General features: G+C 34.6%; 17 protein-coding genes and 1 other annotated feature. Of the genes, 7 read left to right on the forward strand and 10 right to left on the reverse strand.

Translation table 11 applies throughout. The features are described from left to right. Positions 1-201 precede the first annotated feature (201 nt). Complete coding sequence (locus tag RPL90_RS01250) at positions 202-1,041, reverse strand: ParB/RepB/Spo0J family partition protein (RefSeq protein WP_313541698.1); 840 nt, start codon at positions 1,039-1,041, stop codon at positions 202-204. 202 nt (positions 1,042-1,243) lie between these two features. After that, positions 1,244-1,620, forward strand: a binding site (T-box leader). A gap of 63 nt (positions 1,621-1,683) precedes the next feature. Between RPL90_RS01250 and RPL90_RS01255 the strand changes: the two genes are divergently transcribed. From RPL90_RS01255 to RPL90_RS01280, 6 genes are all read left to right on the forward strand, one after another. Continuing rightward, positions 1,684-2,787 carry a PLP-dependent transferase gene (locus tag RPL90_RS01255; protein WP_313541767.1) on the forward strand — a complete coding sequence of 368 codons (1,104 nt, stop codon included), beginning with the start codon at positions 1,684-1,686 and terminating at the stop codon, positions 2,785-2,787. Further along, positions 2,784-3,962, forward strand: a complete 1,179-nt coding sequence (gene metC, locus RPL90_RS01260) for a cystathionine beta-lyase MetC (protein ID WP_313541701.1) — start codon at positions 2,784-2,786, stop codon at positions 3,960-3,962. The genes RPL90_RS01255 and metC overlap by 4 nt, the downstream gene beginning before the upstream one ends. After that, positions 3,913-5,757 carry a bifunctional homocysteine S-methyltransferase/methylenetetrahydrofolate reductase gene (locus RPL90_RS01265; RefSeq protein WP_313541703.1) on the forward strand — a complete coding sequence of 615 codons (1,845 nt, stop codon included), beginning with the start codon at positions 3,913-3,915 and terminating at the stop codon, positions 5,755-5,757. The genes metC and RPL90_RS01265 overlap by 50 nt, the downstream gene beginning before the upstream one ends. Beyond that, positions 5,751-7,994: a 5-methyltetrahydropteroyltriglutamate--homocysteine S-methyltransferase gene (gene metE / locus RPL90_RS01270; protein ID WP_313541770.1), complete on the forward strand. Its 2,244-nt coding sequence runs from the start codon at positions 5,751-5,753 to the stop codon at positions 7,992-7,994. The genes RPL90_RS01265 and metE overlap by 7 nt, the downstream gene beginning before the upstream one ends. Before the next feature lie 26 nt (positions 7,995-8,020). Then, the gene (locus RPL90_RS01275) at positions 8,021-8,764 is read left to right on the forward strand and encodes a cyclase family protein (protein WP_313541705.1); all 744 of its coding nucleotides are present in this window, start codon (positions 8,021-8,023) and stop codon (positions 8,762-8,764) included. Positions 8,765-8,972: 208 nt separating this feature from the next. Then, entirely contained in the window at positions 8,973-9,227 is a 255-nt protein-coding gene (locus RPL90_RS01280) for a TM2 domain-containing protein (RefSeq protein WP_313541708.1), read from the forward strand. A 103-nt stretch (positions 9,228-9,330) separates the two neighbouring features. Here RPL90_RS01280 and RPL90_RS01285 read toward each other — a convergent pair whose 3' ends face one another. Beyond that, a complete protein-coding gene (locus tag RPL90_RS01285; RefSeq protein WP_313541711.1) occupies positions 9,331-10,785 on the reverse strand; it encodes a carbon starvation CstA family protein in 1,455 nt (484 codons plus the stop codon). A 216-nt stretch (positions 10,786-11,001) separates the two neighbouring features. After that, entirely contained in the window at positions 11,002-12,189 is a 1,188-nt protein-coding gene (locus tag RPL90_RS01290; protein ID WP_313541713.1) for a CynX/NimT family MFS transporter, read from the reverse strand. A gap of 79 nt (positions 12,190-12,268) precedes the next feature. Here RPL90_RS01290 and RPL90_RS01295 point away from each other — a divergent pair, with 79 nt between their 5' ends. Next, positions 12,269-12,814, forward strand: coding sequence for a helix-turn-helix domain-containing protein (locus RPL90_RS01295; RefSeq protein ID WP_313541715.1), 546 nt, complete (start codon positions 12,269-12,271; stop codon positions 12,812-12,814). A 114-nt stretch (positions 12,815-12,928) separates the two neighbouring features. Here the strand turns inward: RPL90_RS01295 and RPL90_RS01300 are convergent, their stop codons facing one another. The 7 genes from RPL90_RS01300 to RPL90_RS01330 all read right to left on the reverse strand — a co-directional run bounded on the left by RPL90_RS01300 (position 12,929) and on the right by RPL90_RS01330 (position 20,226). Next, positions 12,929-13,786: an ABC transporter substrate-binding protein gene (locus tag RPL90_RS01300; RefSeq protein WP_313541718.1), complete on the reverse strand. Its 858-nt coding sequence runs from the start codon at positions 13,784-13,786 to the stop codon at positions 12,929-12,931. A 378-nt stretch (positions 13,787-14,164) separates the two neighbouring features. Further along, positions 14,165-15,499 (reverse strand): GntT/GntP/DsdX family permease, encoded by a 1,335-nt coding sequence (locus RPL90_RS01305; protein WP_313541721.1) that lies wholly within the window; start codon positions 15,497-15,499, stop codon positions 14,165-14,167. Positions 15,500-15,550: 51 nt separating this feature from the next. Then, the gene (locus RPL90_RS01310; protein ID WP_313541724.1) at positions 15,551-16,276 is read right to left on the reverse strand and encodes a GntR family transcriptional regulator; all 726 of its coding nucleotides are present in this window, start codon (positions 16,274-16,276) and stop codon (positions 15,551-15,553) included. Positions 16,277-16,283: 7 nt separating this feature from the next. Next, positions 16,284-17,300, reverse strand: coding sequence for a sugar kinase (locus tag RPL90_RS01315; RefSeq protein ID WP_313541727.1), 1,017 nt, complete (start codon positions 17,298-17,300; stop codon positions 16,284-16,286). Further along, on the reverse strand, positions 17,293-18,042 hold the full coding sequence (gene dagF, locus RPL90_RS01320; protein WP_313541730.1) for a 2-dehydro-3-deoxy-phosphogluconate aldolase: 750 nt from the start codon (positions 18,040-18,042) through the stop codon (positions 17,293-17,295). Before dagF ends, RPL90_RS01315 begins: the two co-directional genes overlap by 8 nt. Beyond that, on the reverse strand, positions 18,042-19,148 hold the full coding sequence (locus RPL90_RS01325) for a DgaE family pyridoxal phosphate-dependent ammonia lyase (protein ID WP_313541733.1): 1,107 nt from the start codon (positions 19,146-19,148) through the stop codon (positions 18,042-18,044). Before RPL90_RS01325 ends, dagF begins: the two co-directional genes overlap by 1 nt. Further along, a complete protein-coding gene (locus tag RPL90_RS01330; RefSeq protein WP_313541736.1) occupies positions 19,126-20,226 on the reverse strand; it encodes an amidohydrolase/deacetylase family metallohydrolase in 1,101 nt (366 codons plus the stop codon). Before RPL90_RS01330 ends, RPL90_RS01325 begins: the two co-directional genes overlap by 23 nt. Between the last annotated feature and the right edge of the window lie 254 nt (positions 20,227-20,480).

A 20,480-nucleotide genomic window follows, 5' to 3' on the forward strand; every position in this document is an offset into this window, starting at 1 on the left:
TTTCATCAAAGAAATTTTATATTATTTTTAATAATTATGATTAAATCTTCTTTTTTATATAATAAAATGAAATAATAATACAAAAACATTGCTCAACATAAAAAAATAGACCATCATTCCATGGTCTATTTACTGTTATAAAATTAACTTATTGATCAACTTTTCGTGGACTTTGATCGCTCATTAAAAATTTATAATTATTCATTTTTTGTATTTTTCATTAAGCTGTTGTACTAATCTTTTAAACGCTTCTTCAGAAGCAAATTCAAATGTAATTTGGCCTTTATTTTTCTTAGTCGTTATAGCTACATTTGTTCCATATTGTTCTTTTAATTGTCGTTCTTGTTGCTTTATAAATTTAGGTTTCGTTTTAGTATCTTGTTGTTTATGGTTATCTCTTAGTGATTTATTGTTACTTATATATTGTTCTAAATATCTAACACTCCAAGCTTCACGACGTACACGTTTCGCTAATTTGGTCATTTCAGTTGTGTTTTTTAGCGCTAATAATGTACGCCCATGGGCTCCTGATAGTTCTCCTTGTTGAATCATACGCATAACTGTCGATGGTAAATGAAGTAAACGTAACATATTAGCAATGTAAGGGCGTGATTTACTTAAGCGCTGTGCCACTTGTTGCTGTGTTAGTTGCAAATCATCCATAAGTTTTTTATAACTTTCAGCTTCTTCTATTGCATTTAGATCCTCACGTTGCAAATTTTCAATGATAGCCAATTCCATCATATCTTCATCAGATAATGACTTTACAATTGCAGGTACTCGCTTCAGCTTGGCCAGTTTTGCTGCGCGAAAACGTCTTTCCCCTACTACAATATGATAGCCAGTTATTGTTGTACGTAATACGATGGGCTGTAAAATGCCATGTTGTTGAATCGAACGAGATAAATCATCAAGTTTAGCATCATCAAACGTTTTTCGCGGTTGATAAGGATTGGGTTTAATTTGATCGGTATCTATCTGTTGTATTGCAGAACCATCATCTAGCTGTAGTCTTTCATCTGCAGACTTTACGATGTTCATCACCTACTTTATAAAATGTCTTCATTTTATTTTAAGTAAATTATAACTGTAGAACAAGTAATATAAGTATTGCCAATAAAGCGTTCTTTCACACTTTGATATAGTTTGATTATTTTGTTTAATCATAATTTTCAGAAAAGTTATTGACAAAGCTTTTTATTATGTGTAATCTATGACATATCAATTAAGAAATTCATACGAAACAAACACAGTAATAAGGAAAGTAGAACTTACACTGCTGACACAGAGAGTCTTCATATGCTGAAAGAAGACACAGAAAGAAAGTTTGAAAATGGCCTTTGAGTGTTGATGCCAATATGAGGTGTCACCGGGCGTGCCCGTTATAGCGCTACAGTATTAACATTTGTTAAATGCCGTACTGGAATCATTCGATACGTCGTCAATTTCGTTAATACTCATTTTATACATTATAAGGTGAGCTTTTTTTATACGATTTTTACTTATCGAAGGCATTCCAATTCAAATTTTCTATTTAACAGATTGCGTACTGGATAAGGTTATTTTAGCAATAAAATAACAAATTAAGGTGGTACCACGAAGCAAGCTTTCGTCCTTTACATCCGATTCGTTCGGGTTTAAAGGACGGAAGCTTTTTTTATTTTTACAAGGAGGTTATCGATGATGAAAAATACAGAACTTGCTCAAATCGCATTGACGGAAGATCACACTGGCGCGTTAGCTAACCCTATCTATTTAGCAACGGCTTATCAACATCCACACTTAGGACAATCAACAGGCTATGACTACACACGTACTAAAAATCCAACACGTACAGCCTTCGAAGAATCATTTGCCAAATTAGAAAGAGGTCTTGCATCATTTGCTACGTCAAGTGGTATGGCGGCCATTCAACTCGTTTGTAATATTTTCAAACCAGGTGATGAAATTTTAGTGTCATTCGATTTATACGGTGGCACGTTCAGATTGTTTGATTTTTACGAACAACAATATGGCATTCGCTTTAAATATGTTGATTTTCTAAATTATGAAGAAGTAGCTAAAAACATTAACGACAATACACGTGCCCTATTTATTGAACCTATATCCAATCCGCTAATGATTGAAGTTGATGTCGAACCTTACTACGTTTTAAGTAAGAAGCATGATTTGTTAACAATAATCGATAATACTTTCTTAACACCTTATTTATCCACACCGTTAGCAGATGGCGCTGACATCGTTTTACATTCTGGAACTAAATATATTGGCGGTCATAACGATGTACTCGGCGGTGTGGTAACTGTTAAAGACGAAAGCCTCGCTGAAGCATTGGCCGCATTGCATAACATGACTGGCGCAACGTTATCACCAATCGATAGTTATTTATTACAACGTGGCTTAAAGACTTTACATTTACGTATTGATCGTTCGGAATATAATGCTAAATTACTCGCCGAACGATGTAGTAACTTAGATGCAATAGACGAAGTTTTATACAGTGGTCGCACAGGCATGTTGAGTTTAAGACTTAACAAAGCATTTAGCGTTGAAAAACTTTTAGAAAATATTAAAGTTTGTATCTTTGCCGAAAGTTTAGGCGGCACTGAAACATTAATCACTTTCCCATATACACAAACACATGTTGATATGCCAGACGAAGAGAAAGATAAACGTGGTATTGATGCACACTTAATCAGATTATCAATTGGCGTTGAAGACTATGAAGATATTGAAGCAGACCTTATTCAGGCATTAGATAAAGCGAAAGTAGGAGTGATTTCATGAGTTTATCCAAAAATACAGAAGTGATTTTCGATTCACATAGAGGACACGATTACGATTCAGCAAACCCACCCTTATATGATTCTTCAACATTCCATCAAAAGGTTTTAGGTGGCGGCGCAGAATACGACTATGCAAGAAGTGGTAATCCTAACCGTAAATTATTAGAAGAAAAATTAGCTAAACTTGAAGGTGGGAGTTATGCATTTGCTTATGCATCAGGCATCGCAGCTATTTCAGCAGTGTTGCTCACACTTAAAGCTGATGACCACGTCATTTTACCTGATGATGTGTATGGCGGTACTTTCCGCTTAACAGAACAAATATTAACACGCTTTAATATTCGTTTCACAACTGTAGACACAACGGATATTTCACAAATCGAACAGTCTATCGAAGATAACACTAAATTAGTCTATATAGAAACGCCATCCAATCCTTTATTTAAAATCACAGATGTTCGTGCTGCTGCAAAAGTTGCACATGATCACGATTTACTTTTAGCCGTAGATAATACGTTTATGACGCCACTTGGTCAATCTCCACTAGAACTTGGCGCAGATGTCGTTGTACATAGTGCTACCAAATTTTTAGGGGGTCATAGCGATATTATTGCTGGCGCTGCAATTACTAACGATCAAACATTAGCAGATGCACTTTATCTTTTACAAAACGGTACAGGTACTGCCCTTTCGGCACAAGATAGTTGGACATTAGCAAAACATTTAAAAACATTACCAGTAAGATTTAAGCAATCTGTAGATAACGCACAAAAACTTGAGGCATTTTTGCAACAACGTGATGAAATTGCTGAAGTGTATTACCCAGGAAATGATAAATTGCATTTATCTCAGGCACAACATGGTGGCGCAGTTTTAGGTTTTCGTTTAAAAGATGAAACGAAAGCTCAAGCTTTCGTTGACGCCTTATCATTACCTTTAGTATCAGTAAGTCTTGGTGGCGTAGAAACGATTCTGTCACATCCAGCAACAATGTCACACGCCGCGGTGCCTAAAGAAGTTCGAGATGAACGTAACATCACTTTTGGTCTATTTAGATTAAGTGTTGGTTTAGAAGATCCTGATGAACTGATTGCTGACTTGAATTATGCATTGAAGGAGGCTTTTAATGACTCAACAACTATTGGACAAACTGAAGAACAACATACTAGTCGCTGATGGTGCAATGGGCACAATACTTTACTCTGAAGGATTGGACACGTGCCCAGAAGCTTACAATCTAAGTCATCCAGAAAGAGTAGAACGTATACATCGTACTTATATTGAAGCAGGTGCAGACGTGATACAAACCAATACTTACGGCGCAAACTTCGAAAAGTTAAAAGCTTTTGGTTTAGAACATAAAGTTAAAGACATTCATCAAGCGGCAGTAAAAATTGCTAAAAAGGCCGCTTCACAAGATACATTTATTTTAGGTACTGTTGGTGGTTTCCGTGGTGTTAGACAAGAAGAATTAAGTCTATCGGCGATATTGTATCACACGGAAATCCAAGTAGATACTTTAATAGAAGAAGGCGTCGACGGCTTACTTTTCGAAACTTATTACGACTTAGAAGAATTAACCAACATTATACAGGCAACACGTAACAAATATGATATTCCGATTATCGCCCAGTTAACGGCATCTAATACTAACTATTTACGTGATGGGTCAAAGATTAATGATGCTTTACAACAAGTTATCAACAGTGGCGCAGATGTCGTCGGACTGAATTGTCATCATGGTCCACACCATATGCAACAAACATTTTCACATATCGAATTACCAGAACATGCATACCTTTCATGTTACCCAAATGCTAGCTTACTGGATTTAAATAATAGTGAGTTCAAATATAGCGATAATGCGGAATACTTTGGAAAAGTTGCCGAAAAATTAATAAACGAAGGTGTACGACTCATTGGGGGTTGTTGTGGCACGACTCCAGAACATATTCATTACATTAAATCTTCTATTAAAGATTTAACACCTATACACAACAAAAAAGTCGTTCCTATTACAAAGCAAAATACGGCAGCAAAATCCACAACTGCAAAAGAAAATTTAACGACAAAAGTTAAACGTGACGCTACAATCATTGTCGAATTAGATACACCAAAGCATTTAGATACCGAAAAGTTTTTTGAGAATATCCAAAAGCTAGACGATGCAGAAATAGATGCAGTCACACTTGCCGATAATTCATTAGCTACCGTGCGAATTAGTAATGTTGCTGCGGCAAGTATTATTAAACAAAACTATAATATCGAACCACTCGTACACATCACTTGTCGAGACCGTAACTTAATCGGCTTACAATCACATCTTTTAGGATTATCACTAATAGGTGTTAACGAAATTTTAACGATTACCGGTGATCCTTCAAAAGTAGGTAATCTACCAGGTGCCATGAACGTATTCGATGTAAACTCTAAAGGTTTAACAGAAATTGCTAAACGTTTTAACCAAGGTATTAACACTGATGGTGATGCGCTGAAGAAAAAGACAAACTTCAACATCGCAGGAGCATTTGATCCAAATGTAAGAAAGTTAGACGGCGCAATTAGACGTCTAGAAAAGAAAATAGACAGCGGTATGGATTATTTCATTACACAGCCTGTTTATAGTAAAGAAAAAATCAAAACTGTTTATGAAGCAACCAAGCATTTAGATGTCCCATTCTTTATTGGCATTATGCCAATTACTAGTTATAACAATGCATTATTTTTACACAACGAAGTACCTGGTATTAAGCTTTCCGAAGACATACTTACACGCTTCGAAGCAGTTAAAGATGATAGAGATAAAACAAGAGCGTTAAGCATTGAAATATGTAAAGAGCTTATCGATACGGTTCATGAATATTTTAACGGCTTGTACCTCATCACACCTTTCCAACGTGCAGACTTATCTCTGGAACTTGCAGCATACTCTAAATCGATCACTTCAAATTCACAGGAGGCAATATTATGACAATTAAAACATCAAATTTAGGTTTCCCAAGATTAGGTAGAAAGAGAGAATGGAAAAAAACAATCGAAAGTTACTGGTCAAACAAAATTAATGCTGACGAATTAAACCAACAGCTTACTGATTTACACAAAGAGAACTTATTACTCCAAAAAAATTACAATTTAGATAGTATTCCAGTTGGTGATTTTTCTCTTTACGACCACATTCTTGATACATCATTATTATTCAATATCATTCCAGAACGATTCCAAGGTCGTGAAGTAAATAACGACTTATTATTTGATATCGCAAGAGGTAACAAAGAACACGTAGCTAGTGCATTAATCAAATGGTTTAACACAAACTATCACTATATCGTTCCAGAATGGGATAATGCAGAACCAAAATTAAATCACAATGTTTTATTAGAACGCTTTAACTACGCACAGTCATTAAATGTTAATGCTCATCCTGTTATTGTAGGACCGATTACTTTCTTTCAACTTTCTAAAGGTGGTAATCAAACTTTTGAAGAAAAAGTAGAAACGCTATTACCATTATATAAAGAAGTTTTACAATCACTAGTAGACGCTGGTGCAGAATATATTCAAATCGATGAGCCCGTACTAGTTACTGATACAAGTGCAGACTTTGAAGATATTACACGTCAAGCTTACGATTACTTCGCACAAGCTGGTGTAGCTGACAAACTAGTCATCCAAACATACTTTGAACGTGTGAACTTAAAATTCTTAAACAGCTTACCTGTAAAAGGATTAGGTTTAGACTTTGTACACGATAACGGCTACAATTTATCACAAATTGTAGCAGGCGACTTAGCTAAAGATAAAGTATTATATGCTGGTATTATTGATGGACGTAACGTTTGGGCAGCTGACATAGAAGCAAAACAATCATTAATCGAAAAACTTCAAGATTACACTACTGAATTAGTAATCCAACCATCATCATCATTATTACACGTGCCAGTTTCACTAGATGATGAAACGTTAGACGAATCAATCGCAGAAGGTTTAAGTTTTGCGACAGAAAAATTAGATGAATTAGACGCTTTAAGACGTCTATTTAATGAGAATGACAGTGCTAAATTTGATGAGCTAAAAGCACGTTATGAACGTTTCCAAAATCAATCATTCAAAAATCTTGAATATGACTTTGATAGCGTACGTTCTTCTCGTAAATCACCATTTGATGAACGTCGTAAAGAACAAGATGCACAATTAAATTTACCTGACTTACCAACGACGACAATCGGTTCTTTCCCTCAATCACCAGAAGTACGTAAACAACGTGCTGCATGGAAAAACAACCGTATTTCAGATGCTGAATACAATGAGTTCTTAGAAAGTGAAATCGCACGTTGGATTAAAATTCAAGAAGACATTGGTTTAGACGTCCTTGTTCATGGTGAATTCGAGCGTAACGACATGGTTGAATTCTTCGGCGAAAAATTACAAGGTTTCTTAGTGACTAAATTCGGTTGGGTTCAATCATACGGTTCTCGTGCCGTTAAGCCACCAATCATTTACGGAGATGTTAAATGGAACGAACCTTTAACAGTGAAAGAAACATTATATGCGCAAGGTTTAACTGACAAACCTGTAAAAGGTATGTTAACTGGCCCTGTGACAATCTTGAACTGGTCATTCGAACGCGTAGACTTACCTCGCGAAGAAGTTCAAAACCAAATCGCTTTAGCTATTAACGAAGAAGTATTAGCTTTAGAAGACGCAGGCATCAAAATTATCCAAGTAGACGAACCAGCATTACGAGAAGGTTTACCTTTACGTTCTGAATACCATGCTGATTACTTAGATAAAGCAGTACATTCATTTAAACTTGCAACGTCTTCAGTCGCAGATGCAACACAAATTCACACGCATATGTGTTATTCTCAATTTGGACAAATCATCCATGCTATCTATGATTTAGATGCTGATGTTATTTCAATCGAAACATCACGTAGTCATGGTGATTTAATTCAAGACTTTGAAGACATTACGTATGATTTAGGTATTGGACTTGGTGTATATGATATCCATAGTCCACGTATCCCTACTGAAGAAGAAATTACGACAGCCATCGACCGTGCTTTACAACAAATTGATCGTTCACTATTCTGGGTTAACCCAGATTGCGGTTTAAAAACGCGTAAAGAAGACGAAGTACGTGAAGCATTAACTGTATTAGTTAACTCAGTAGATAAATTACGTGAAACAAAGTCAGCTACTGTTTAGAAAATAAGATGTAGGTGATGTTATCAATGCGTTATCCATTATGGAACCAACTTGAACAACTAAAAAGTGCAGAATGGGTCGATCTAACACATAAGTTTGACGACATCATTCCATGCTTTAGCGAAGACGAGCGTGCAAGCGTAAAACCATTAGCAACTGTGAAAGATGATGGTTACTATGTTCAACGTTGGAACCTCGTTACTCAATACGGTACACATCTCGATGCACCGAATCATTTTGTTAATCATGCCCGCAGTCTAAATGACTTTGAATTAACAGAATTTGCGTTACCGTTGATTGTCTTAGACTATTCGTCAGAAGTCGCGCAAGACGCAGACTTTATAGTTACCAAAGCACATTTAACTCAATGGGAACGTATTAACGGTAAAATCGACCCACACACATTCGTCGCGTTAAGAACAGATTGGTCTAAACGGTGGCCCGATACTACGCAATTTGAAAATAAAGATACGCATGGCCAACCTCACACCCCGGGTTGGATCCGAGATGCATTACAGTTTTTAATCGAAGAACGCCAAGTAAAAGCAATCGGGCACGAAACTTTCGATACGGATGCTGCTATCGATGCAACACGTAACGAAGACTTCGTCAGCCAACGTTATGTCCTTGAGCAAGACATTTTTCAAATTGAATTGCTAACTAATTTAGACCAATTACCAGCCCGTGGTGCTATTATTTTCACAATATGCCCCAAAGCAAATGACGCTCCCGGCTTTCCGGTACGCGCGTTTGCTATCAAGCCAAAATAGATTTCCAAAACAAATGAGATGTACGCTAGCCATTATGTACATTAGTAATAAACTTGGTATTAAGCAATTTGAGCCCCTGCTCAATGCCAAGCTCTCCTTTTCTGTTATGATATATTACAAACAAGTAGGTCGCCGCCTACTTGTTTTTTTATTTTAATTTAAGTTAAGATAACCGTAACGCTTTAAATAGATACAAGGAGTGAATGCAATGCCTTCGAACGACTATGCACCACAACAACGTAATATCGTCATCGCTTATGTTTTATGGTTCTTTTTAGGTCAACTCGGCATACACCGTTTCTATTGCGGTAAAACTGTTTCAGGTATTTTCCAAGTTATTCTAGCAGTTATTGCATGGGCGACAGTAGCGATTTTTATCGGCTACTTTTGCCTATTTATACTAGGAGTTTGGCTATTTATAGATATTTTCTTAATTCCTAGTATGTGTAAGCACCCACACTAATAAAATATAAGCTAATGTTTAACGTGAAACATTATACAAATTATAAATGAGCCTGAGACATCATAATTGTCTTCAGGCGATACTTTTACTATTACATATAATTTTAAGTGAGTTGTTGTTTTCCAGTAATCGGATAATCAAGTTCGAATGATTTGGCTGAAACCATCTTCTTATATTGATAACCGAAATAAGCGATCCAGAGTAACGTTAATACAAATCCAATATAATAGCTAAGTGTTAAGTCTAAACCTAAACCGATCTTCTGGCTTAATATATAGACAAAAATGTTCCATGTCATAAAAACTGCCGGTATTGCAGCGACCCAAAAGTTCTTTTTAGCAATTAACAGATACATAGCTCCAACCCATAAGGCTACAACGGCTGTCGTTTGGTTGGCCCAAGAGAAGTAACGCCATAGTATAGTGAAATCAACTTGAGTTAAACCGAAACTAATCACAAATAATGGTGCTGCTACGATAATTCTTTTCATCATGCTACGTTGTTCAACGTTTAAATAATCGGCAATAATCATACGTGCACTTCTAAATGAAGTATCGCCACTTGTAATTGGTAAAATGATTACACCTATAACTGCAATCGTGCCAATTACTGAGCCAAGTAATAAATTAGAAGCCTTACTTACTACTAATGCAGCTTCACCACGATTTAAAATATCTTGTAAACCACTATAACCGTGAAATAAACTCATGCCGGCTGCTGCCCAAATCATAGCTATAATACCTTCAGCAACCATCATGCCATAGAAAATAAAACGCGCGTTTTGCTCTTTATTCGTAGTTCTAGAAATAATAGGTGTTTGTGTCGCATGGAATCCAGACAAGGCACCACATGTAATCGTAAAGAATAATAATGGGAATATGGGTGCACCAGCAGGATGCATATTTTTAAAGCTTAGTTCGGGAATCGGCGCTCCTGTTTGAATTAATCTAAAACCGATACCTACCGCACTGATTAATAATAACGCTCCAAAAATTGGATAAATACGTCCAATAATTTTGTCTATTGGTAAAATTGTAGATAAAATATAATACACAAAAATCACGAAAATAATTATACCTAATGCGATACGGCCATCCATTAAATTATAGAGTAATAAGGCTGGACTTGTAACGAAGACCGTTCCAGTGAGTAGTAATAATAAGATAGAAAAAATATTAACGAAGTGCTTCATCACATTACCTAAAAATTTCCCTGCTAATTCAGGTAAGTGTGCCCCTTTGTTACGTATTGAAATCATCCCCGTTAAATAATCATGTACCGCCCCAGCAAAAATACAACCGACAACGATCCAAACAAATGCAACGGGACCATACAATGCCCCCATTATTGGTCCGAATATAGGTCCTACACCAGCAATATTTAACAGCTGAATTAAAGAGTTAGATGATGTTTTCATCGGCAAATAGTCTACGTTATCACGTTGGTTGTATGCAGGTGTTGGTCGGTCCTCTTTAGGGCCAAACATCTTATCAATATATTTACCATATGTAAAATAGCCAACGACAAGTAAGATAATTGATATAATAAAAGTAATCATATAACAAATCCCCCAATTTCGTATTTATGTAAGCGTTTTCTTAATTTAATCATAACTTGTTACTTATCACAATATGTCTAGGGATATTTTATATAAAAAACTATATTTTTATTAGCCTTCATGTGTTGATTATATAGTGATAATATATGAAAATCTCATTTAACAAAAAAAGCTTATCTCACATGTCGTGAAATAAGCTACTTAAAATTTATATATCTACTTTACATTTAACGTCTGTTCTATCGTCTTATTTTTACCTGCGCCAGCACCAAATATCATAATGGCAAGTGCAGTAATTAATAATATACTTAATGAAAGTATCCAGCTTCCTGAAATATCATGTAAAATACCGAAGAACAATGGCCCTATTGCCGCAAATAAGTATCCGACCGATTGAGACATACCAGATAACTTAGCAGCAGTCGTACCTTGCTCTGTTCTTAAACTGAAAAATGTATTTACTAGACCGAAGGCTAACCCACTAGCAACTCCAATTAAAATAGCTGCTAATAATGCCCAAGTTGGTTCAAACATCATAATGACGACCCCAATAACAAATAATGCACCCGTACCCAATGTTAACGCGTATTGAGACTGCATTTTAGTAGCAATAATCGGTGTAACGAACGTTAATGGTATAATAGCCAATTGTAAGATTGATAAATATAGACCAGCCTTGTCGAGTGAGAAACCTTGGCTATTTAAATATTCTGGTAACCAGTTAACTAACGAGTAGAATAATAATGATTGTCCACCCATAACAAGCGTAATTTGCCATGATAAAGGGGATTTCCACACATTTACATCGGTTGACGCAACTTGCGATGTTTCTTCGGGTTTATTTTTTAATTGAAACGCCCAAACGATTAGTGTTATTAATGTAACTATGCTAATTAAGCCTATTGCTATATTATAGTGGAAATGCTTTACAAGTGGTGCTGTCGTATAAGTTGACGCACTCCCAAATACATTCATAACCACCGTATAATAACCTGTCATAATACCTATACGTAGTGGGAATTTAGCTTTGATAAAGGCCGGTGCCAAGACGTTCCCAAATGCGATACCAATACCTAGTAATACTGTGCCAATATATAGCAATGAGACGTGCGTGATTGATCTAACAACAACGCCAATAAAAATAAGTACTAACGCGATAAATATCGTCTTCTCTAGACCAAAATGGCGACTCGTCTTAGCCGCAAATAATGAAATGACGGAGAATGCTAATAACGGTACAATAGTAATAAAGCTGACTGCCGTATTAGATAACATCAATTCATCTTTTATATGGGGTAATGCTATGCCTATTGAAGTAATAGGCGCCCTTAAATTAGCTGCTACAAGTAATATACCTATAAATAACAACCAATTCATTTTAGTGTTAGCTGTATTTTGTTTCATAAAAATATCCTCCTAGTAGTTCAAAAACAACACACTAAATGGTACAATATGTTCGATATAATGTAAAGGAATGATTTTTATGAGTAATATACAAAACGTCATCGCATGTAATTTAATGACTTATCGCAAGAAAAACCAATTAAGTTTAGATAAAATGTCTAAGCTGACGAATGTGAGTAAAAATATGCTAAGTCAGATAGAACGAGGAGAATCTAATCCAACCATTACAACTTTATGGAAAATAGCTAATGGGCTACATTTATCACTTTCTGAACTAACGACCCAACAGCAAGATAATGTGAACTTTATTGATAGCACGGATATTCTGCCTATTGAGGATGACAATGTCGTAGTATATCCCTATTTCCCATACGATAAATCTAGACAGTTTGAAATGTTTAAGATGGAAATACAACCCGGTTGCGAAACCTCTTCGGAAGGTCATCATTTAAACTCTGAAGAATTTATTATCGTAAACAAAGGCGTGTTAACAATTATCGTGAATGACGAAATTTATCATATCAATGAAACACAGGCTTTACGTTTTAATAGTGATATCACCCATACTTATCAAAATAATACCGCTGAATTAATTACCTTTACTGCGACAATTTATTACCAATAACTATAATAAGCACCCTTTCAACTGTGAAATAGGTGCTTATTTGCTCGTAGCATAAAAAGTGGTTGATTAGCATATTTTACAACTAATCAACCACTTTATTATTTATATTTACAGCTATTCTTTTAAGTTAGCTAAAGCTTCAATAATATCTTCAGAAGCTACTAAGCCACGTAATTTAGCCCATTCATCTCTATTTACAAAGTGAACCCTGTTATTTTTCACAGCATCAATATCATCCCATTGATTACTATTTTGCAGTTTACTTAAGTCATCGTCATCACTATCTTCAACCATCACAATTAATCTTTCTGGATTCACTTCGGCTAATTGTTCATACGACATTTCTAAATAATCCGCTTCTCTATATGCTGGTAATTTATCAACAATTTTATCATTAAGTGCATTTTTGAAACCTAACTTACCTAAAAATTCACCTACATACGTTTTTGCTGAATGTGCAGTCACACCTTGTTTAGAGACTACTGCAGCTAGTGTTTCTTTATTTTTATCAATAGAAATTTGATTATTATAGTTATTTACTAAGTCTTGATGGCTGTCTAAACGTTCTTTCGCTTCTTTAGATTTAGAAACAGCAGTACCAATGCGCTGGAAAACTTCTAACGTTTCTTGATAACCTGCGTCAAAACTGCTAAATAAAATCGTAGGTGCAATTTCACTTAATTCATCATATATATCTTTATGACGATCAGCATCTCCAATAATTACTTGAGGAGCTGCAGAACGAATTGATTCAAAGTCTGGATCGATACGTGTACCAACTGAAACATAGTCACCAACTTCTTCTTTGATTGGTGAAATTAAGTTCGTACTGTCATTATCATCAGCAATACCTTTAACGTCTATATCTAAAGCAACTAATGCGTCAACGAATGAAAATTCTAGCGCAACCGCCGAATTAATATTTTCTGGTAATTCAGTAGTTCCTGCATCATGCTTAAATTCAAAAGCCATTGTATTACCTCCTTTGATTGCTTACAATATTATTATTCCACGATGTGCGTAAGTCAAACATAGGTGAAGGTTATAAAACGTTGCTGAACTGCATGCTTAACGTTTGTTATCCGTTGGCTTCCTGAAAAGTACAATAATAATATAGAGTAGAAAATAACTGATAAACCATGTACTTAAATGACTTTGATTTATCTCATGAGCTATAAAAACAAACATTATGATTGCCATAATCAATAAGATAAAAAACCTTAATCACTTCAAAATCATCAACCTTTCGTAATATGTCACACAATAAGTTCAATAAAGTTGTTGCGCGTTCTATTTTTGCTTTCTATATAAAAACAACCCTACTTTTTTATACAATCATTTTAATGTCTTTTATATTATCGAATCAATGATAAATGCAAAGATAAAAGCAACAAACGCTAGTAATGTTTCCATTACTGTCCAAGATTTAAATGTCTCTTTAACATTCAAACCTAAATATTCTTTAACCATCCAAAATCCAGCATCATTAACATGAGACAGCATTAGTGACCCTGCACCTGTAGCTATAACTAGTAATTCTAAATTCACCCCTGACATGTGCTGTATGATTGGTGATACAATACCTGCAGCTGTAGTTAATGCAACTGTTGCAGACCCTGTAGCAACACGTATTAACCCTGCAACTAAAAATGCTAATAGTAATGGGGAGAGCGAAAGATGTTCAGTCATTTGTGCAATCGTGTCACCAACACCTGTTTCAATAAGTATTTCTTTAAATCCTCCACCAGCACCGATAATTAGAATAATAGACCCTACTGGTAAAATACATTCTTCTACTAAATCTTTGATTACATTTTTTGACATCCCTTGTTTGAAACCTAATAAATAAAATGCAACAAAGCATGAAATTAATAAAGCTATAACTGGACTTCCTATAAATAATAAAGTGTTTTTCAAAAAATTCGGTATATCTCCAAGATATGGCGTTATTATAGATAACAACATTAACAATACAGGTAATACAATAACTAAAAATGATATTGCCACGCTTGGAAATCCATTCGTTTTATTATCTACTTTAATGATGTCTGGTGAATTTTCTGGTACTAAACGTTTACTAATAAATCTCCCAAAAATCGGTCCTGCAATAATCGCAGTAGGTAAAGCAATAATGAGTGAATAAAGTAATACTTTGCCTAAATTTGCATCGTAAATACCGATCGCAGTCATCGCTCCAGGGTGAGGGGGGACAATGCCATGAACAATTGATAAACCCGCTAATAACGGAATCGCTATAAGTAATATATTTGCTTTTGTAGTTTTATGCATTGAAATGACCAGTGGTAATAAAATAACAATACCTACTTCAAAAAATACGGGTATACCAATGATAAAACCTGATAACATCATTGCCCAAGGTAACTTTTTATAACCTAATGACTTCACTAGATAATCTGAAATTTGCATGCCTGCACCTGAATCAGACATCAATTTACCTAATATAGTGCCTAAAGCTAAAATTCCAACTAAATGCCCTAATACATCTCCCACACCTGTTTCATAAGCTTTTACAATTTTTTCAGGAGATAATCCTGCCATGATTGCTAAAAATAAACTAGCCACAGTTAAACTAATAAATGCATGCCACTTCCACCAAGCAACGCCTAGTATGACAATACAAATTGAAAGTAACGTAATAATTAATAAATAAATGTTGGAATCCATGTTTTCCTCCCATTAATGAAGGCGCTACCAAAAGATTCGAAAAATTTCACATCAGTATTTTATACTGATGCTATATTTTTCGAGTTTACTATTGTAATAGCCAATACTATACTCAATCACTTCACCTGATACTGCATAACTCTGTCTCTCTCTAATGAGCAACGGTTCTGACAGATTAAGATTTAATTGTATTGCAGCTTCTTCATCAAAACCAACAGAAAAATTATCTTCAATATTTTGTATTTCCATTTTCTCTTCTTCTAGAATCTTATATATTGACAAATCATTGTTCTGCTTTAATTCATCGTATTTATTTAAATTTTTCAATGAATAAGGCAAGTAGTGATGAAATAGTATATATGGCTGTTGATTTAATAAATACACTCTTGTTATCTTATAAGATTTGGCGCCAAACATTTGAAATAATTGACTTTTTTCTTCATGTGTCACTATCGTAATATCTTTAATATGTTTTTGAATTTTATTGCCTTGTTCTACAAGTTTTTCTGTGAAATTTTTATTGTTTGTGATGTTGTTAATCTGTTTATGATTTATTACCGTTGTTCCTTTTCCACTTTTCTTTTCTAGATAGCCCAAGTTTACTAATTCTTTAATTGCAGCTCTTACAGTCACTTTACTGACATCAAACTCTTTTTCGAACTCTATCTCTGTAGGTATATAATTTCCAACGGTATATATCCCATGGATAATTCTATCTTCAATAATTTGTTTTATTTGTAAATATAATGGTCCTTTTGCTGATGATAATTTCGTCATAAATCAATTACCTCTCAATATCATTTTTATCATTATTTATAACTTTTATTATATCATCAGTATCAAACAATGGTGTATCTCCAGAAATTGTATGTGCTAACGCACAAGAAGCAGCAGAAAATGTCACAGTATCCTGAGGATTCATATCTGAGATTTCACCATGAATAATGCCACAAGTATAAGCATCACCAGTACCAATTCTATCTAGGATATCAAAATCAAATTCTTTAGAGTAATACATATTACCATCGTCATATAAATAACCTTTAATAGTATTATGATTGCTTCCTTGTACAGTCCGAATCGTCCCTGCAATCTTTTGTATATTATATTTACGTGCTACCCAGGGTAATAAATCTTCTAATTTCTCTTCTTTTGTCTCTTTATTCGTTGATAATCCCAATGTTTGAATAGCATCTTTTTCACTCATTATAACGATGTCTGCTTCCGATAAAATAGTTTCATAGTATGGTTTAGCGAGTTGATTCCCATTTTCTCCCCATAGTGAAGGTCTAAAATTACAATCAAAAACTACTTTAACATTACTTTCCTTTGCTAATTTCACCAGTTTTAAAACGTTATCTCGTGTTAACTGATTCATGGCTAATGTGATACCGCATATATGCAAAACATCAACTTCTTTTAATGATTGTAACAAGTTAAATTTTGAAATATCGGTAACATTAAAACTACTTTGTTGTCTATTGGTATACGTCACATTGCTTGGACGATTACCAAACCCTTTTTCTAAAAAATACATGCCTAAATTGTTATCGTTTTTAATTACTAAATTACTTTGAATCCCCAACCTACGTATTGCGCCAATAGCGGATGACCCAATTGAATTATCTGGTACAGCACTAATTAAGCTAGAAGTATATCCAAATTGTGATAACAACCCAGCAACATTGACTCCCGTACCAGTAAACGAATACTTCAAATCTTCTGCTTGTCTTAACAAGAGATTATCAGGCACTTCCAAACGCATCATTATTTCTCCGTATGCTACAATATGTTTATTCATATTGATCAACTAGTTGTTTCATTTTATAAGCTAACCATTCTACATCTTCAATACGAGTTAAACCTGTCTCCTTATCAATAATAGAAGAGTAGACATGCGGTATAATTTTTGGCACATGATAATCTAAAGCAATTTTTAGAATTTCTTCAAAATTTTCCTTGGTAATACCGCCTGTAGGTTCTAAGCCGAAATTCATAGCCCCACATGCTTCAGCCACAGCTTTATATTCCTCGATTGTATCTAGACCACTCATTGGGAAGAATTTAATAGAATCTCCGCCCATGTCTTTGATTAAATTAATAGCAGCTGTTATTGGTATAATTGCTTTTTCAGAACCTTCACTACTTATTGGACCTGTGGAAATATTGACATAGCCCACTCTACCTGTAGGTGATACTAAAGCGTTAACCCAAGATGTGTCATGCGCATTAGCTGTTGTTTGCCCTACACTTGTAAATACTTGATTAATGTGTGATCCTTGATAATCTTTAGCAATATTTGAAACCACTTGTGCTTGTCTATTATCACCAGCGCCTAATCCAATCGATATTGCATCGTCAACATGTGCACCAAAGTCACGCATACTAGTTACCGCATCTTTGACAGTGTCATAATCTTTTGATAATACGCCAATAACTATATTTTTATTTGCAGCTTCATATACATCTTTAATATTTTGTTCACCTTTAGCTAATACATTAAGTGTCGCTCTATTTTTATAAAATCTTTCTAATATCTTCATTAAATTTTACCCTCCACGATTTGAGTAATAGTTTTATATATTATCTCCATTTCCCCGTTCTTTAATGGTCTAGGATCTATATCAAAAAATCCTTGTTTAACACCATAATCACGTGTATAAATAGCAATATCTGCCGACTTTAGTTTTTCAACAAATAACTCTGCAGTTAAATTTAAAATTGATGAATCCACATATACACGTGTTCTATATATTTCTCTACCTGCTTCATCTTGTACGATTTCTAACTTAATGCCTTGATAGTTATTAATTGCTTCTAATTTTTGTAGCTCTTGCTTTTCATTTTCAGAATTGTCCACTTTCTCAAAATATTCATCTAAAGCTTGTAATAACCCAAAAGTTGATTCTTTACCTACTTTCATACTTCTCCCTATAAAATGTAATTGCATTTTTGTAGCTTCAACAAATGTTTTTTTACCGGCAACTATACCAGTTGTAGGACCTTGTATTGCTTTAGAACCACTGAAGATAGCTATATCTGAGCACTGTATATATTTTTCCAAATCTTCTTCTGCAGCAGCGTCTACAATAAATGGAATGTTATTTTTTTGCGCTACTTCATATACTTCATCTACAGATGCCATATTTTTTTGAACAGCATGATGCGATTTCACATAAAGAATAGCTGCTGTATTTTCATTAATGGCTTCTTCTATATGTTTGTTTTTCCCTTCATTTGCGTAACCCGCTTCAACTACTGAACCCCCGCCTAAATAAATCATGGTTTCTATAGGAGCCCCATATTGAACATTATGTCCCTTAAATAAAATCACTTCATTTTTATCAATTTTATCATTATGCAATCTTTGACTTTTACGCTCATTTCCTCCTGTGATGACTCCAGCAATTGATAATGCTATGCCACTTGAAGCAGAGTTTACAACCACAGCATCTTCTGCATTAATCTTATTCGCGATATATGCGCCAGATTTATCAACTAAATCTGCCACCTCTACGTAATTTTGTCCACCAAATTTCATCGCGTCCATTACTGAATCTGTTGGTGAGGAGACGCCGAGAATACTCATTCTCCCACTCGCATTAATCACTCGTTTCAACCCATATTTATAATTTAATGAATTTTCCATTTGCTACTACGCCTCTTTCTTTAATAATTTGATTACTTTTAACAGTTTGTTTCGACGAATCAATAAGCATTTGCTCTTCTTCAACCACGTCAAATATAGTTAGATTCGCTATACTACCCTCTCTAAATTCTACCAATTTAGGTTTATTAATAATTTCTGCGGGTTTTTGCGTTACTGCGTCTATAATTTCTTTTAATGTATATCCTAGATATAAAAATTTAGATAATACATTCGCTAAACTATATACTGGTCCTTCTACTCTATTCTTTTTATAAATATCCGTACTTATCGAATCAAAATGAATATTAGCGTTTCGTGCTTGTTTTGCTACCTCAAATGAAAAACTGGCATTACCATGACCAACGTCTAAATTAACACCTCGGTTAATCGCTTCTGTTAATATTTTCAAAGGTTCACCATTATCATCAAACAGGTTATTATCTTTGCCATTTAAGAAATGGGTAATTACATCCCCTTTTCGTAATAAAGGTATTACCTCCTGGATTTTTGGTGGAGCAGAACCAATATGCGTCATAATAGGCAATTTCAACTGTTCACTAATTGCTACAGCTTTTTCCAAGGGTATCGTGCCATTACCTTTTACAACACTACTACTTATGCGTGACTTTAAACCAATAACCATATCTTTATACTGGTGTGCGGCGGCAATACATTGTTGTTGATCTATCCAAGTTAAATTAGATAGTTCATCAATTCTTTCAAGCCCTATTTTTGATATATTTAAAAATGAGAATACATTTGTCTCACTAGTTAACGCCCGATTATATAATTCATCGATTCTATCTGCACCACAACTTCCAGCATCAACGATTGTAGTGACACCTTGTTTCACTCCTATCTCATCAATCTCGTCTCCATATGGACTAAAATCCGAAAATGCATGTACATGTAAATCAATCCACCCGGTTGATAAATAAGAATTTGACCCATCAAAAAGTATGGGTCCCTCTAACGTTTCGTGCTCTCCAATCGTTTTAATTATGCCTTCTTCAAGGAAAATATCGATACGTTCATTGTTTACTGTGGAGATATTTTTTATAATTCCTGTACTTTTCACCTTATCTCACCTCTCGAAAAAGATTATAACATTATAATGTTTGTAAGCGCAATCATTATAATGTTTGTTTAAAAATGTAATACGTAAACAATAACCTAAATTATTCACTCACCGAATTTTTTATTCTAATTGAAGTCATTCATAATAAATGAATTTTAGCTACATTTGAGAGAACAGAAAGTAAGATGTTATTTATATTATGATATACAAATAACGCCCTCTGATAAGACATTAAGCTTATGTTTATCAGAGGG

The sequence above is a fragment of the Staphylococcus kloosii genome, from assembly GCF_032139365.1.
GTDB lineage: Bacteria > Bacillota > Bacilli > Staphylococcales > Staphylococcaceae > Staphylococcus > Staphylococcus kloosii_A.

What these genes read in the sequence shown, in the direction of transcription:
- RPL90_RS01250 (WP_313541698.1), bottom strand. Translation starts at nt 1,041, where the DNA reads ATGAACATCGTAAAGTCTGCAGATGAAAGACTACAGCTAGATGATGGT.
- RPL90_RS01255 (WP_313541767.1), top strand. Translation starts at nt 1,684, where the DNA reads ATGAAAAATACAGAACTTGCTCAAATCGCATTGACGGAAGATCACACT.
- metC (WP_313541701.1), top strand. Translation starts at nt 2,784, where the DNA reads ATGAGTTTATCCAAAAATACAGAAGTGATTTTCGATTCACATAGAGGA.
- RPL90_RS01265 (WP_313541703.1), top strand. Translation starts at nt 3,913, where the DNA reads ATGACTCAACAACTATTGGACAAACTGAAGAACAACATACTAGTCGCT.
- RPL90_RS01275 (WP_313541705.1), top strand. Translation starts at nt 8,021, where the DNA reads ATGCGTTATCCATTATGGAACCAACTTGAACAACTAAAAAGTGCAGAA.
- RPL90_RS01280 (WP_313541708.1), top strand. Translation starts at nt 8,973, where the DNA reads ATGCCTTCGAACGACTATGCACCACAACAACGTAATATCGTCATCGCT.
- RPL90_RS01285 (WP_313541711.1), bottom strand. Translation starts at nt 10,785, where the DNA reads ATGATTACTTTTATTATATCAATTATCTTACTTGTCGTTGGCTATTTT.
- RPL90_RS01290 (WP_313541713.1), bottom strand. Translation starts at nt 12,189, where the DNA reads ATGAAACAAAATACAGCTAACACTAAAATGAATTGGTTGTTATTTATA.
- RPL90_RS01295 (WP_313541715.1), top strand. Translation starts at nt 12,269, where the DNA reads ATGAGTAATATACAAAACGTCATCGCATGTAATTTAATGACTTATCGC.
- RPL90_RS01300 (WP_313541718.1), bottom strand. Translation starts at nt 13,786, where the DNA reads ATGGCTTTTGAATTTAAGCATGATGCAGGAACTACTGAATTACCAGAA.
- RPL90_RS01305 (WP_313541721.1), bottom strand. Translation starts at nt 15,499, where the DNA reads ATGGATTCCAACATTTATTTATTAATTATTACGTTACTTTCAATTTGT.
- RPL90_RS01310 (WP_313541724.1), bottom strand. Translation starts at nt 16,276, where the DNA reads ATGACGAAATTATCATCAGCAAAAGGACCATTATATTTACAAATAAAA.
- RPL90_RS01315 (WP_313541727.1), bottom strand. Translation starts at nt 17,300, where the DNA reads ATGAATAAACATATTGTAGCATACGGAGAAATAATGATGCGTTTGGAA.
- dagF (WP_313541730.1), bottom strand. Translation starts at nt 18,042, where the DNA reads ATGAAGATATTAGAAAGATTTTATAAAAATAGAGCGACACTTAATGTA.
- RPL90_RS01325 (WP_313541733.1), bottom strand. Translation starts at nt 19,148, where the DNA reads ATGGAAAATTCATTAAATTATAAATATGGGTTGAAACGAGTGATTAAT.